The sequence below is a fragment of the Lentzea sp. NPDC059081 genome (assembly GCF_042738015.1).
Taxonomy (GTDB): Bacteria; Actinomycetota; Actinomycetes; order Mycobacteriales; family Pseudonocardiaceae; genus Lentzea.
Map to the genome: position 1 here is coordinate 191,976 of NZ_JBHYGW010000014.1, position 15,848 is coordinate 207,823.

General features: G+C 73.2%; 1 protein-coding gene. It reads left to right on the forward strand.

From position 1 onward, the window contains the following. Positions 1-105 precede the first annotated feature (105 nt). Positions 106-15,732, forward strand: coding sequence for an SDR family NAD(P)-dependent oxidoreductase (locus tag ACFWV3_RS28180; protein ID WP_382415343.1), 15,627 nt, complete (start codon positions 106-108; stop codon positions 15,730-15,732). Positions 15,733-15,848: the final 116 nt, after the last annotated feature.

The following is a 15,848-nucleotide window of genomic DNA, read 5'->3' on the forward strand; positions in this document are numbered from 1 at the left end:
ACGAGCTAGGGGTTATGGCCCGGCGGTCGGCTCATTAGCTTGGCGGGTAGGGGATTCCGGCGCCGCGTCGCCGCGGTGGCGGACCACGTGGCGAAAGGGATCCGCATGCTCCGCACTGACCTGATCCGGCCGATCGCCGAGCTGCTGGAGGCTCAGGCGGAGGCGCACGGGGAGAAGATCGCCTTCTCCGACGCGCGCCGCTCGGTCACCTACGCCGCGCTCGCCGGGCGTACCCGGCGGCTGGCCGGGCACCTGGCCGGGCTCGGCGTGCGGCCGGGCGACCGGGTCCTGATCTGCCTGCGGGACGGCGTGGAGGCGATCGAGTGCTACTACGCCGCCCACCGGGCCGGTGCGATCGGCGTTCCGGTCGACGCGCGACTGGCCGAGCCCGAGATCGCGTACCTGCTGCGGGACAGCGGGGCCCGGCTCGTGTTCACCGACCGGCACGGTCTGGAGCGCTGGGGACATCTGGTCCGCGGCCGTGAGGACATCGCCGTCGTGACGGTCGGCGAGGACTACGAACAGCTCGCGTCGACCGTGCCCGCGCACGACGCCCGTGACTCCCTCGGCCTGGACGACATCGCGTGGATGCTCTACACGTCCGGCACCACCGGCAGCCCCAAGGGCGTGCTGTCGAGCCAGCGCAACTGCCTGTGGTCCATCGCGTCCGCCTACGCGCCGGTGCTCGGCCTCTCCGGCGACGACCGGGTGCTGTGGCCGCTGCCGTTGTTCCACTCGCTCGCGCACGTCTTCCTGGTGCACGGCGTGCTCGCGGTCGGGGCGTCGGCGCACATCCTCAGCGGGTTCGCCGCGGACGAGGTGCTCGACGCGATCCGGCGGGAGAAGAGCACGTTCCTCGCCGGCGTGCCGACGATGTACCACCACCTGCTGGCGGCGTCGGGTCAGGACCGGTCCGCGCTGTCGTCGTTGCGTGCGGGGCTGGTGACGGGCGCGGTGGCGTCGCCCGCGTTGAAGGAGGCGTTCCGCGGCGCGTACGGCATCGGGCTCGTCGACAGCTACGGCAGCACCGAGACGTGCGGCGCGATCACGATGAACCCGCCGGACGCGGAGTGGGTCGCCGACTCCTGCGGACGGCCGGTGCCCGGTCTGTCGGTGCGGATCGTCGACCAGGAGACGGGCCGTGACCGCGCGACCGGGGAGGAGGGCGAGGTCTGGGTCAGCGGGCCGAACGTCATGGCCGGCTACCACGGCCAGGAGGAGGCGACGGCCGCCGCGCTGCGCGACGGCTGGTACCGCACCGGCGACCTGGCCCGGCAGGACGCGTCCGGCGCGCTGACGATCAGCGGCCGGATCAAGGAGCTCGTCATCCGCGGCGGGGAGAACATCCACCCCGCCGAGATCGAGGACGTCGTCCGCAAGGTGTCGTTCGTGGCCGACGTCGCGGTGGCCGGCCGGCCGCACGAGGTGCTCGGCGAGGTGCCCGCGGTGTACGTGGTGCCGTCGTCGCAGGGCAGGCCGGACCCGGTGGAGATCTTCGCCCGGTGCCGGGAACTGCTGGCGCACCACAAGGTTCCGGCGGAGGTCTACGAGATCGGCGCGGTTCCTCGGACGGCGTCGGGCAAGGTCCAGCGGCGACTGCTGGTGCAGCGGCCGGCCCGTCTCGCGGCCACGGCCGCCGCCCGCCACGACTGGCTGTTCGGCGTCGAGTCCGGGCGGCTGGTGCGCGTGCTCGACGCGCCCGAGGTCGTGGTGACGCCGTTGTCCGGCGTGGTTCTCGTGGCAGGGGACGACCAGGAGCTCGCGGAGCTGGTGGCCGGGCGGCTGGCCGAGAAGCACGGCGCCGAGCACGTCGTGGTGGGCTCCACGGCTGACGACGTGACCGCGGTGGTGCACGTCGGCGGTGACGAGGCAGGTCTGCGGGCACTCGACGCGCTGCACGGCGACGTCCAGGCGTTCATCATGCTCACCCCGCTGGCCCTGGACTCGCTCGACTCCACCGCGACCACGATCGCACTCGACCGGCAGGCCAGGGGACTGGCCGGCACCGCCCTCGCGTGGAGTTCGGCGGCACGACCTGATCTCGGTGTCGAGGCGATGTCCACAGAGGACTTCCTGGCGTTGTTCGACACTGCACGTGGCGTGCCCGAACCGGTGCTGGTCGCCCTGGCGCTGAACACCGCGGCGTTGCGCGGCCGTGCGGACGAGATCCCGGAGTCGTTGCGCGGTCTCGCCGGTTCCACCTTCTCGGCGCTCGACAGCGAGACGCTGCTGCGCCTGGTCCGCACCGAGGTCGCCGACGTCCTCGGCCTGCGGGACGCGACCGCCGTCGACGCCGACCGCGCGTTCCGCGACCTCGGCCTCACCTCGGCGAGCGCGGTCGAGCTGCGCGCCCGGCTGATGGCCGCCACCGGTCTGCCGCTGCCGGCCACCGTCGCGTTCGAGCACCCGAGCGCCGCCCTGCTGGCCCGCCACCTCGGCACCGATCAGCCGGCCGCGGAAGCGAAGCCCCGGCAACGGCAACGGGACGACGAGCCGATCGCCATCGTTTCCATGAGCTGCCGTTATCCCGGCGGCGTCACGTCCGCCGAGGAGCTGTGGACCCTCGTCGCCGGTGAGGTGGACGCGATCACCGAGTTCCCCGCCGACCGCGGCTGGGACGTCGACGCGATCTTCGACCCCGAGCGCTCCCGGCCGGGCACGACGTACGTGCGGCACGGCGGGTTCCTGCACGACGCGGGGGAGTTCGACGCGGAGTTCTTCGGCATCAGCCCGCGCGAGGCGCTCGCCATGGACCCGCAGCAGCGCCTGCTGCTGGAGACGGCCTGGGAGGCCCTGGAACGCGGCACCATCGACCCGGCGACGTTGCGCGGCACCAGGACCGGCGTGTTCGCGGGCGTGATGTTCCACGAGTACTCGTCGCACGTCGGCGAGGTGCCGGACGCGCTGGAGGGCTACCTCAGCACCGGCAGCGCGAGCAGCGTGGTCTCCGGCCGGCTCGCGTACATCCTCGGCCTGTCCGGCCCGGCGATCACCGTCGACACGGCGTGCTCGTCGTCGTTGGTGGCCGTTCACCTGGCGTGCCAGTCGCTGCGGTCGGGCGAGAGCACGCTGGCGGTCGCGGGCGGTGTCTCGGTCATGGCGACGCCGGACGTGTTCGTCGACATCAGCCGGCAGCGCGGCCTCGCCCCGGACGGCCGCAGCAAGCCGTTCGCCGCCAACGCCGACGGTGTGGCGTTCGCCGAGGGCGTCGGAATCCTGGTCCTGGAACGGCTGTCCGACGCGCTGGCGCACGGCCACCCGGTGCTCGCCCTGGTCAAGGGCTCCGCGCTGAACCAGGACGGCGCCAGCAACGGCCTCACCGCCCCCAGCGGCCTGGCCCAGCAGGAGGTCGTCCGCGACGCGCTCGCGAGCGCGGGGCTGGGTCCGTCCGATGTGGACGCCGTCGAGGCCCACGGCACCGGCACCCGTCTCGGCGACCCGATCGAGGCACGCGCGCTGCTCGCCACCTACGGCCAGGACCGGCCGGCGAGCCAGCCGCTGCTGCTCGGGTCGGTGAAGTCGAACGTCGGTCACACCCAGGCCGCCGCGGGCATCGCCGGGATCATCAAGATGGTCATGGCGATGCGGCACGGCACCCTCCCGAGGACCCTGCACGTCGACCGCCCCACCGACGACGTCGACTGGACGGCGGGCGCGGTCCGGCTGCTGACCGAGGCGACGCCCTGGCCGGAACGCGACCGTCCGCGCCGGGCTGGCGTGTCGTCGTTCGGGGTGAGCGGCACGAACGCGCACGTGATCCTCGAACAGCCGCCGACCGCGGTGGCCCCGGCAGAAGCCCCCGAACCGCAGGCCGTCGTCCTGCCGCTCTCCGGCCGCACCCCCGAGGCGGTGCGCGCTCAGGCGACCCGGCTCCACGCCCACCTGACCGCCACCCCGGACGTCCTGGGCACCGCCTTCACCCTCGCCACCGCCAGGTCCCGCTTCCGGCACCGCGCGGCCGTCCTGGGGAGCGCCCAGGACGTCCTCGACGGCCTCGCCGCCCTGGGCACCGGCACCGCCCGGTCGAACGTCTTCACGGGTGTCGCCGGCACGAAGACCGCGTTCGTCTACCCCGGCCAGGGCGCGCAGTGGCCCGCGATGGCCCAGGAGCTGCTGGCCACCTCGCCCGTCTTCGCCGAGTCGGTGCGGGAGTGCGCGGCGGCGTTCGAGCCCTTCCTGGACTGGTCGCTGCTCGACGTGCTGACCCGGCAGCCCGGATCGCCGGACGTCGGACGGATCGACGTCGTGCAACCGGCGCTGTTCACGATGATGGTGTCGCTGACGGCGTTGTGGCGCTCGCACGGCATCGAACCCTCGGCCGTCGTCGGCCACTCCCAGGGCGAGATCGCGGCGGCGTACGTGGCGGGAGCCCTGACCCTCGAGGACGCGGCGCGGATCATCGCGGTGCGCAGCAAGGCCTGGGAGGACCTGTCCGGGCTGGGTGTGATGGCCGTGGTGTTCCTGCCGCGCGACGAGGTGCTGGACCGCATCCGGCCGTGGGGCGACAAGATCAGCATCGCCGCCGTCAACGCCCCCGGTTCCGTTGCCGTGTCCGGTGTTCCGGACGCGATGGACGAGCTGACGGACGTGCTGGAAGCCGACGAGGTCCGCGTCCGCCGGATCCGCGGTGCGAACTCGGCCGGGCACACCGCGCTGGTGGAACGGTTGCGGGACAGGCTGATGGCCGAGCTGGCGGAGGTGCGACCCCGGCCCGCCACCGTGCCGTTCTACTCGACGGTGACCGGCGGCCAGGTCGACACCAGTGAGCTCGACGCGGGCTACTGGTTCCGCAACATGCGCGAGACCGTGCAGTTCGACGTCGCCACGCGAGCGCTGCACGACGCGGGCGTGGACACGTTCGTCGAGGTCAGCCCGCACCCCGTGCTCACGGTGTCGGTTGCGCAGACGCTGGAGGAGACGGACGCGGCGGTGCTCGGCACGTTGCGCCGGGACGAGGGCGGCCTCGACCGGTTCCGGATCGCGCTCGCCGAGGCCGTCGCCGCCGGAGCCGAACCGGACTGGGCGGTGGTGCTGCCGGGCGGGAAGCTGACCGACGTGCCGCCGTACGCGTTCCAGCGGCAACGGTTCTGGCTGCCGGTCGGCGCCAGGTCCGCGTCGGCGGCCGGGCTGGGGTTGCGCTCCACCGGGCACCCGCTGCTCGCCGCCGAGCTCGGTCTCGCCGACAGCGACGACGTCGTCCTCACCGGACGCGGACGAGCCAACGACACCACCCTGGCCGAGCTCGCACTCCAAGCCGGCCCGGTCGTCGCGGACCTGACAGTCGTGCAGCCGCTGCCGGAGAAGACGACCCTGCTGTTCCAGGTGCGGGTCGGCAAGGCGGACGAGTCCGGGGCCCGGCCTCTCGCGATCTACGCGGCACCGGAGGACGACCATCCTCAATGGACTCGGCACGCCACGGGCACGCTGAACGCCGACGCTCCGGAACCGACCGCCGACTGGCCCGACACCGGCACGCGGATCGCCTTGACCGGCGAGGAACCGGGTGGATACGGCATCCATCCCACCCTGCTGGACGAGCTGGTCGAGGCGGTGGCGGACGGAAACGCCGTCGCGTCCTCGTGGCGCGGTCTCCGGCTGCACAAGCCCGGCGCCCGCGAGCTGTGGGTGCAGTCCGTTCCGGCCGGGGACGGGGTCGCGGTGCGGGCGACCGATCCCTCGGGCGAGGTCGTGCTCATCGTCGACGAACTGAAGATCACCACGGCCACGGACTCATTGCCGCGCAACCTCTTCGCGGTCGAGTGGAAGCCGATTACGGGCATCTCCACCGGACGCGCGGTGTTCGTGGACCAGGACGCCGACTTCGACGCGATCGCCGAGCAGGAGCCGGAGATCGTTTTCCTGACCCTGCGCCCCGAAACCGGTGACGTGCCGGCGGCGGTCCGCGCGACCGTGCTCCGCACCCTCGACCTGGTCCGCACCTGGCTCGCGGACGAGCGGTTCGACGCCGTGAAACTCGTGCTCGTGACCCGCCGGGCGGTGAGCACCGCACCGGACGAGACGGTGGAGGACCTGGTCACCGCGCCGGTCCTGGGCCTGCTGCGCAGCGCGCAGTCCGAACACCCCGGACGCCTGCAGGTGCTCGACGTCGACGCCACGCCGTCGTCGTGGCACCCGGACGAACCGCAGCTCGCGATCCGCGGCGGGCAGCTGCTCGCACCCCGGCTGGTGCGGTTGCGCGACCCGGCGCAGCGTCGTCCGCTCAAGCCGCACGGCACGGTCCTGATCACCGGCGGCACCGGCGGCCTCGGCGCGCTGGTCGCCCGCCACCTCGTCACCGAACGGGACGTGCGCCACCTCCTGCTGGTCAGCCGCCGCGGTGAAGAAGCCCCAGGCGCACGGGACCTCGCCGCGGACCTGACCGGCCTCGGCGCGCATGTCACCATCACCGCCTGCGACACCGCGGACCGCTCGGCCCTCGCCGGTGTGCTCGCCGGCATCCCGGCCGAGCACCCGTTGACGATGGTCGTGCACGCGGCCGGTCTGATCGCCGACGGCGTCCTGGAGTCGCTGACGCCGGAGCAGGTCGACCACGTGCTGCGCCCCAAGGTCGACGCGGCCGTGCACCTGGACGAGCTGACGTCCACAATGGACCTCGACGAGTTCGTGCTGTTCTCGTCTATCGGTGGTGTGTTCGGCACCGCGGGCCAGGCGAACTACGCGGCCGCCAACGTGTTCCTGGACGCGCTGGCCCAACAACGGCGGGACCGCGGTCTGCCCGCCGTCTCCGTCGCATGGGGCCTCTGGGCGGAACGCACTGGTGGTCAGGTCGACGACGACATGTTCCAGAAGCTCGACAAGGGCGCGATCACGGCGCTGTCCGCGGCAGACGGCCTCACCCTGTTCGACGCGGCCCAGCGGGCGGGACGGGCGCAGCTCGTCGCGGTCGACCTGGACGTGCGCTCGACGGACAGCCGCGGCGAGGTGCTGACGGCGTTGCTGCGCGACCTGGCCCCGGCCGCCCGGCAGGTCGAGTCCTCCCTGCCCCTGGCCGACCGCCTCGCCGCGCTGTCCGAGGCCGACCGCGACCGGGCCCTGCTGGACCTGGTCCGCACGCAGGCCGCCGACGTCCTCGGCCACGCGGGCTCCGCCACGGTGGACGCCAGGGCGACGTTCAAGGACCTCGGCTTCGACTCGCTCACCGCGGTCGACCTGCGCAACCGCCTGCACGAGGTCACCGGCCTGCGGTTGCCGACGACGCTGATCTTCGACCGCCCGACGCCCGGCGCGGTCGCGGACTTCCTGCGCGGCAAGCTGTTCGGCGCTCAGGCCGCCGCTCCCGTCGCGGTGACCGCGCGCCACACCGACGACCCGATCGCGATCGTCGGCATGAGCTGCCGGTTCCCCGGTGACGTCCGGTCGCCGGAGGACCTGTGGCGGCTGCTGGTCGCGGGCGGCGACGCGATCGGCGAGTTCCCCGACGACCGGGGCTGGAACCTCGGCGAACTGGCCCACGGCGACGCGTCCGGCCACCGCCGCTCGCACGCCAGGGCCGGCGGGTTCGTGCCGGACATGCCCGACTTCGACGCCGCGTTCTTCGGCATCTCCCCGCGCGAGGCCCTCGCGATGGACCCGCAGCAACGCGTGCTGCTGGAAACCTCCTGGGAGGCGTTCGAACGGGCCGGGATCGACCCGGACACGCTGCGCGGCACCAAGACGGGCGTGTTCGTCGGCACGAACGGCCAGGACTACGCCTCGCTGCTGGCCCACGCACCGGACGCCGAACCCGGCTACCTGATCACCGGGACGTCCGCGAGCGTGATGTCCGGCCGGCTCGCCTACACGTTCGGCCTGGAGGGTCCCGCGGTCACCGTCGACACGGCGTGCTCGTCGTCGCTGGTCGCCGTGCACCTGGCCCGCCAGGCCCTGCAACGCGGTGAGTGCACGATGGCACTGGCCGGCGGCGTGATGGTGATGTCGACGCCGGAGGCGCTGATCACGTTCAGCCGCCAGCGCGGGCTCGCCGAGGACGGCCGCTGCAAGGCGTTCGCCGGAGCGGCGGACGGCACCGGCTGGAGCGAGGGCGTCGGCGTGCTGATGCTCGAACGCCTCTCGGACGCGCGACGCAACGGCCACCAGGTGCTCGCCGTCGTGCGGGGCAGCGCGGTCAACCAGGACGGCGCGTCCAACGGCCTGAGCGCCCCCAACGGCCCGTCGCAGGAGCGCGTGATCACCGACGCGCTGGCGGACGCCGGACTGTCCACTTCGGACGTGGACGCCGTCGAGGCGCACGGCACCGGCACGGTCCTGGGCGACCCGATCGAGGCGCAGGCGTTGCTGGCCACCTACGGCCAGAACCGCGAGAAGCCGCTCTGGCTGGGCTCGGTGAAGTCGAACATCGGCCACACCCAGGCCGCGGCGGGCATGGCCGGGCTGATCAAGATGGTGCTGGCGCTGCGCCACGGCCTGCTGCCCAAGACCCTGCACGTCGACGAGCCGACCCCGCACGTCGACTGGTCGGCGGGCGCGGTCTCGCTGCTCACCGAGGCACGACCGTGGGAGCGCGGCACCTCGCCGCGCCGGGCGGGTGTGTCGGCGTTCGGCGTGTCCGGCACCAACGCGCACGTGATCCTGGAGGAGCCCGAAGCCGTCGAGGCTCCGGCGCCGACGCCCGGTCCGTTGCCGGTGCTCGTTCCGTGGGTGCTGTCGGCCAAGGGCCAGAAGGCGTTGCTCGCCCAGGCCGCCCAGCTGAAGGCCACCGAGGCGGGCTTGGCCGAGGTGGGCCAAGCGCTGGTGACGACCCGTGCCGCGCTGCCGGACCGGGCCGTCGTGCTCGGTCACGACCGCGACGAGCTGCTCCGCGGTCTGGAGGACCTGACCGGCCCGCTGGTGCGCACCGGCCGGGCGACCGAGGGCCGGGCGGCGTTCCTGTTCTCCGGTCAGGGCACGCAGCGTGCCGGCATGGGCGAAGGGCTGGCGGAGGCGTTCCCCGTGTTCGCGCGGGCGTGGCGAGAAGCGTTCACGGCGCTGGGCGGTGAACCACCGGCCGACCAGCTCGTGCAGACCGAACACGCGCAACCGGCGCTGTTCGCGTTCGAAGTCGCCCTGTTCCGGCTGCTGGAGTCGTGGGGTGTGCGCCCGGACTTCCTCGCGGGGCACTCGCTGGGCGAGATCGCCGCCGCGCACGTGGCCGGTGTGTTCTCCCTGGCCGACGCCGCGACTCTGGTCTCCGCCCGCGGACGCTTGATGGGCCAGTGCCCGCCGGGTGGGGCGATGATCGCCGTGCAGGCGAGTGAAGCCGAGGTGCTCGACCAGCTCGGCGCCGGAGTCTCGATCGCGGCGGTGAACGGCCCCGACTCGGTCGTGCTGTCGGGTGACGAGGACGCCGTCGTCGCGCTCGCGGAGCACTGGCGTTCCCTGGGGCGCAAGACTTCCCGGCTGCGGGTGTCGCACGCGTTCCACTCCGCGCACATGGACGGCATGCTCGACGAGTTCCGCGAGGTCGCCGCCCGGCTGGAGTACAGCGCGCCGCGGATCCCGGTGGTGTCCAACGTGACCGGCCGCCTGCTGACCCCGGACGAGGCGTGCTCGCCCGAGTACTGGGTGCGGCACGTCCGGAAGGCCGTGCGGTTCCACGACGGCGTGCGGTACCTGGCGGGGGAGGGTGTCACCCGGTTCCTGGAGGTCGGCCCCGACGCGGCGCTGTCGGCGATGGTCGACGAGGACCGCGCCGTCGTGCAGCCCGCGGTGCGGCGCGACCGGCCCGAGGCGGAGACGCTGCTGACGGCGGTGGCCGAGCTGTACGTCCACGGCCAGTCCGTCGACTGGACCGCGTTGCTGCCCGAGGCCAAACCGGCCGAGCTGCCCACCTACGCCTTCCAGCGGACCCGTTACTGGCTCGACGCGCCGTCGTCGGCCGAGCCCGGGAACCACCGCCTCGACTGGTTGCCCGGCACGGCGGCGGAAACGCCGGACGTGACCCGGTGGGCGGTCGTCGGCGGCCCACGGCTCGACCTCACGACCGCATGGCAGCTCACCGGCACCCGCGCGGCGACCTACGCCGACCTCCCGGCCCTGCGCGCGTCCGGGGAAATCCCCGCCACCGTGCTGGTCTGCGTCGCGGCGGACGAGTCCGGCGGCTCGGCCGACGCCGTGCACGCCACCACCTCGCACGTCCTCCGGCTCCTCCAGGACTGGCTCGCCGACGAACGGCTCGCCGAGACCCGCCTGGTCGTGGTGACTCGCGGCGCGATGGCGGACGACCTGACCCACGCCGCGGTGTGGGGGCTGATGCGTTCCGCGCAGTCCGAACACCCCGGCCGCATCACGCTCCTCGACCGCGACGCCACGTCCGACCACGCCGTCATCGCCGCAAGTGCCGTGCCGCAGGGACTTCTGCGGGACGGGCAACTGCTGGTGCCGCAGCTCGTCCGGGCCGAGGTGCACCCGAGGAAGACGTTGAGCGGCAAGGTGCTGGTCACCGGCGGGACGAGCGGGCTGGGCGCCTTGGTGGCCCGGCACCTCGTCACCGGCCACGGCGTCCGCGACCTGGTGCTCGTCAGCCGGCGCGGGCTCGCCGCCGACGGTGCCACCGAGCTGCGGGACGAGTTGGTGGGCCTGGGTGCGACCGTGCGGGTCGAGGCCTGCGACGTCGCCGACCGGCAGGCGCTGGCAGCGGTTCTGGACGGGGTCACGGCCGTGGTGCACGCCGCCGGTGTCGTCGACGACGGTCTGGTCACCTCGCTGACCCCGGATCAGGTCGACCGGGTGCTGCGACCGAAGGTGGACGCGGCGATCGTCCTGCACGAACTGGCCGCGGACCTCGACGCGTTCGTGCTGTTCTCCGGCGCCGCGGGCACCTTCGGCGGCCCGGGGCAGGGCAACTACGCGGCCGCCAACTCCGTTCTCGACGCAATGGCCCGCAGCCGTCGCGCCGCCGGACTTCCCGCCGTGTCGTTGGCGTGGGGGATGTGGGCCGAGCGCACCGGCATGACCCGCGGACTGTCCGAAGCGGACGTTCGCCGCGGCACGCGCTCGGGTTTCGTGCCGTTGGCCACCGAACAGGGCCTGGCGCTGTTCGACGCCGCGCTGAACGGCGAGCCCGCGGTGCTGCCGCTCGCCGTGGCCTCGACGTCCGCGCTTCCCGCCGCACCCCAGCAGGTCGTGGAGGAACCGGCCGAGGAGCGGTGGGCCGACCGCCTGCACGGCCGCAGCGCGACCGAGCAGGCGAGGGAGCTGCTCGACCTGGTCCGGTCCGCCGCCGCGCAGGTGCTCGGGCACCACGACCCGGCCGCGGTCGAGGAGGACAAGCAGTTCCGCGACCTCGGCTTCGACTCGCTGACCGCCGTCGAGCTGCGCAACGCCCTGCTGGAGAAGACCGGCCACCGGCTGCCGGCGACCCTGGTGTTCGACTACCCGACGCCGCTCGCGCTCGCCGAGCAGCTGCGCACCGACCTGCTCGGCGAGGCCGTCGCACCGGCCCCCGTCGTCACCGCCCCGGTCGACGAACCGATCGCGATCGTCGCGCTGAGCTGCCGGTTCCCCGGCGGCGTGACGAACCCGGAGCAGCTGTGGGACCTGCTCGCGACCGGCGGTGACGCCATCTCGGGCTTCCCGGACGACCGCGGCTGGGACCTCGACCGGCTGCGTCACCCCGACCCCGACCGGCCCGGCGTCTCGCACGCCCACGAGGGCGGGTTCCTCTACGACGCGGCCGAGTTCGACGCGGACTTCTTCGGCATCTCGCCGCGCGAGGCACTGGTGATGGACCCGCAGCAGCGAGTCCTGCTGGAGGCGTCGTGGGAGCTGTTCGAACAGGCGGGCATCGACCCGGTCTCGTTGCGCGGCAGCGACACCGGTGTCTTCGCCGGCACCAACGGCCAGTTCTACGCGGCCCTCGCGGCGGACACCGACGAGGACGTCGCCGGGTACGTCGGCACCGGCAACTCGGCGAGCGTCGTGTCCGGCCGGGTGGCCTACACGTTCGGCTTCGAAGGCCCCGCGGTCACCGTCGACACGGCGTGTTCGTCGTCGCTCGTGGCACTGCACCTCGCCGCGCAGGCGCTTCGCCGGGGCGAGTGCTCGCTGGCGATCGCCGGTGGTGTCACCGTGATGTCCACTCCGGACGCTTTCGTCGACTTCAGCAGGCAGCGCGGACTCGCGAAGGACGGGCGCTGCAAGGCGTTCTCGGCCGGGGCGGACGGCACCGGCTGGGGTGAGGGCGTGGGCCTGGTCCTCGTCGAACGCCTCTCCGACGCCCAGCGCCACGGCCACCAGGTGCTGGCGGTGGTGCGGGGCTCCGCGGTGAACCAGGACGGCGCGTCGAACGGGCTCACCGCACCGAACGGACCGTCGCAGCAGCGGGTCATCCGCAAGGCGCTCGCCGACGCCGGACTGACCCCGGCGGACGTGGACGCGGTCGAGGCGCACGGCACCGGCACGACGCTGGGCGACCCGATCGAGGCGCAGGCGTTGCTCGCGACGTACGGCCAGGACCGGGAAACGCCGCTGTGGCTGGGGTCCGTGAAGTCCAACATCGGCCACACCCAGGCCGCCGCCGGTGCCGCCGGACTGATCAAGATGGTCCTCGCGCTGCGCCACGACCTGCTGCCCAGGACCCTGCACGCCGACGAGCCGTCGACCCACGTCGACTGGTCGGCGGGTGCGGTCGCGCTGCTCAACGAAGCCCAGCCGTGGCAACGCAACGGACACCCGCGCCGAGCTGGCGTGTCGTCGTTCGGCGTCAGCGGGACGAACGCGCACGTGATCATCGAAGAGGCGCCGGACGGACCGGCTGTCGTCCCGGCGCCCGAGACGATCGCGCCGCTGGTCCTGTCGGCGGGAAGCCGAGAGGCGTTGGCGGAGCAGGCCTCGCGGCTGACCTCTGCGGTGGACACGGAGAACCCGGCCGCGGTGGCGAGGTCGTTGGTCACCTCCCGCGCCACGCTCGCCCACCGGGCCGTGGTGTTCGGCGAGAACCGCGCCGACCTGCTCGGCGGACTCACCGCGCTGGCCTCGACCACTGAGGTTCCCGGACTCGTCAGCGGTGCCGTGGTACCGGGCAAGACCGCGTTCCTGTTCTCGGGCCAGGGTTCTCAGCGTCCCGGGATGGGCCGGGAGCTGTACGCACGCTTCCCGGTGTTCGCCCGGGCGTGGGACGAGATCTCCGCCGCGTTCGACGAACGCCTGACCGACGTCGTGACCACCGGCGACGAACTCGACCAGACGGGATGGGCCCAGCCCGCGCTGTTCGCGGTCGAGGTCGCGCTCTTCCGGCTGCTGGAGTCGTGGGGGATGCGCCCGGACTTCGTCGCCGGCCACTCGATCGGCGAGGTCGCCGCGGCACACGTCGCCGGGGTGCTCTCGCTCGCCGACGCCGCCGTGCTGGTCGCGGCCCGCGGCAGGCTCATGCAGCGACTTCCCGCCGGCGGCGCGATGGTCGCGTTGCAGGGCAGGGAGGACGAGATCCCCGAGGGCGTCTCGATCGCCGCGATCAACGGACCGGACTCGGTCGTGATCTCCGGTGACGACGACGCCGTGACGCGGGTCGAACAGCAGTGGAAGGAGCGCGGTCGCAAGACCTCGCGGTTGCGCGTCTCGCACGCCTTCCACTCCACGCACATGGACGCCATGCTCGACGACTTCCGCGCCGCGATCCGCGGACTGACGTTCCACGAGCCCCGCATCCCGGTCGTCTCCAACGTGACCGGCCTGCTGACCACCGACCTGGCCGACGCGGAGTACTGGGTCCGGCACGTCCGCGAACCGGTCCGCTTCCACGACGGTGTGCGGGCGCTCGCCGCCGCCGGGGTCAGCCGGTTCGTCGAGGTGGGGCCGGACAGCATCCTGGCCGCCCTCACCAGGAACTGCCTGGAGGACGACGCGGTGGTCGTCCCGGTGCTGCGCCGCGATCGCGAGGAGACCGCGACGCTGCTCACCGCGATCTCCACCGTGCACGTCACGGGTGGTGCGGTCGACTGGACGGCGTTCGTGCCGGAGACCGGTCGCGTCGCCCTGCCGACCTACCCGTTCCAGCGCGAGCGGTTCTGGCTGACGCCCCGCAGGACCGCTCCGCAGTCGCAGCCCGACTGGTTGCTCGAGCTGGAGTGGGTCCGCGCCGACCTGCCGACGCGGCCGGTCACGGTCGTCAGCGACCTCGCGTCCGTGGAGACGGTTCCGGACACCGTGGCGGTCGTCGCGCCCAGCACCCCGGACCTGCGCGAGCTCGCGGCGTGGACCGTCGGGCTGGTCCGCGACTGGCTCGCGGACGACCGGTTCACCGCCGCCAAGCTGGTGGTCGTGACGTCCGCGGAGGACGACCTCGGCAGCGCCACCGTCCAGGGCCTGATCTCCTCGGCCCAGCTGGAGAACCCCGGCCGGTTCGTGCTCGCCGAACTGGACTCGCTCCCCGAGGCCCTGCCCGTCGACGAACCGCGGTTCACCCTGCACGGCACCGAAGTTCGTGTGCCGAGGCTGCGCAGGACCGCACCGGCGACGGCGGTCGAGGGCGACTTCGGCGGCGACGGCACCGTCCTGGTCACCGGCGCGTTCGGCGGTCTGGGCGCACTGCTCACCCGGCACCTCGTGGCGGAGCGCGGCGTCCGGAAGTTGGTGCTGCTCAGCCGAAGCGGCACCGCGGACCCGCGAGCGAGCGACCTCGTCGCGGAGCTCCAGGGCCTCGGCGCGGAGGTCCAGGTCGTCGCGGCGGACGTCTCGGACAAGGAAGCTCTCCGCACCGCACTGGCCGGCGTCCCGCTCACGGCGGTCGTCCACGTCGCCGGGATCAACGACGACGGCGTGGTCGAATCCTTGACGCCCCAGCAGATCGACCGGGTGTTCCGGGCCAAGGTCGACGCGGCCCTGCACCTCGACGAGCTGACTCGCGACCACGACCTGACGGCGTTCGTGCTGTTCTCGTCGGCGTCGGGTGTGCTCGGCGGACCCGGCCAGGGCAACTACGCGGCCGCCAACGCCGTGCTGGACGCGATCGCCCGCCGCCGCCGGGCCGCGGGGCTGCCCGGTCAGTCGCTCGCGTGGGGCCTGTGGGCCGAGCGCGAGGGGATGGGCGGCAGGGTGAGCCAGGCCGACCTCGACCGGATGGCGCGCAGCGGTGTCCTCGCGATGTCCGCGGCGGAGGGCCTCGCCCTGTTCGACGCGGCCCGGCACCGCGACCAGGCCGTGCTGGTGCCCGCCAAGTTCGACCTCGACGCCATGAGGCTGGACCCGCCGGCGTTGCTGCGGGGTCTGGTCGGCGCACCCGCCACCGCCGAACCCGTGGTGTCGTTGCGCGACCAGCTCGTGCCGCTGTCCGGGCAGGACCGCCGCAAGACGGTCCTCGACCTGGTCCGCACCGAGCTGGCCGTCGTGCTCGGCCACCGCGGCACCGACCGGATCGAGGCCACCAGGGGGTTCCAGGAGGTCGGCGTCGACTCGCTGACCGCCGTCGAGCTGCGCAACCGGCTCACCGCCAGGACCGGGCTGACGCTGCCGAGCACGCTGCTGTTCGACCACCCGACGCCGGTCGCGCTGGCCGCCCACCTGGTCGGCGAGATCGTCGGCGACGACGGTCCCGCGGCGGTGGTGCTGGCCGGTCTGGACGCGGTCGAGCAGGGTCTCGCGCTCGTCCACGAGGACCGCGAGACCTACCAGAAGGTCATGGCACGCCTGGAAAGCCTCGTCTGGAAGTGGCGGGACGACCAGCACGGCGGCACGGACGTCGACGCGGCGTCGGTGGACGAGCTGTTCTCGTTGATCGACGAGGAGTTCGGGTCCTGACGCGGAGTGGGGGGGGGGGGGGGGGCCAAGACCCCAGACTCCACTCTTCCCACAAAAGAAAGAAGAACTGCCGACGAGAATCTCTCCGGTGTCCTATGTTCCCTACACACCACACA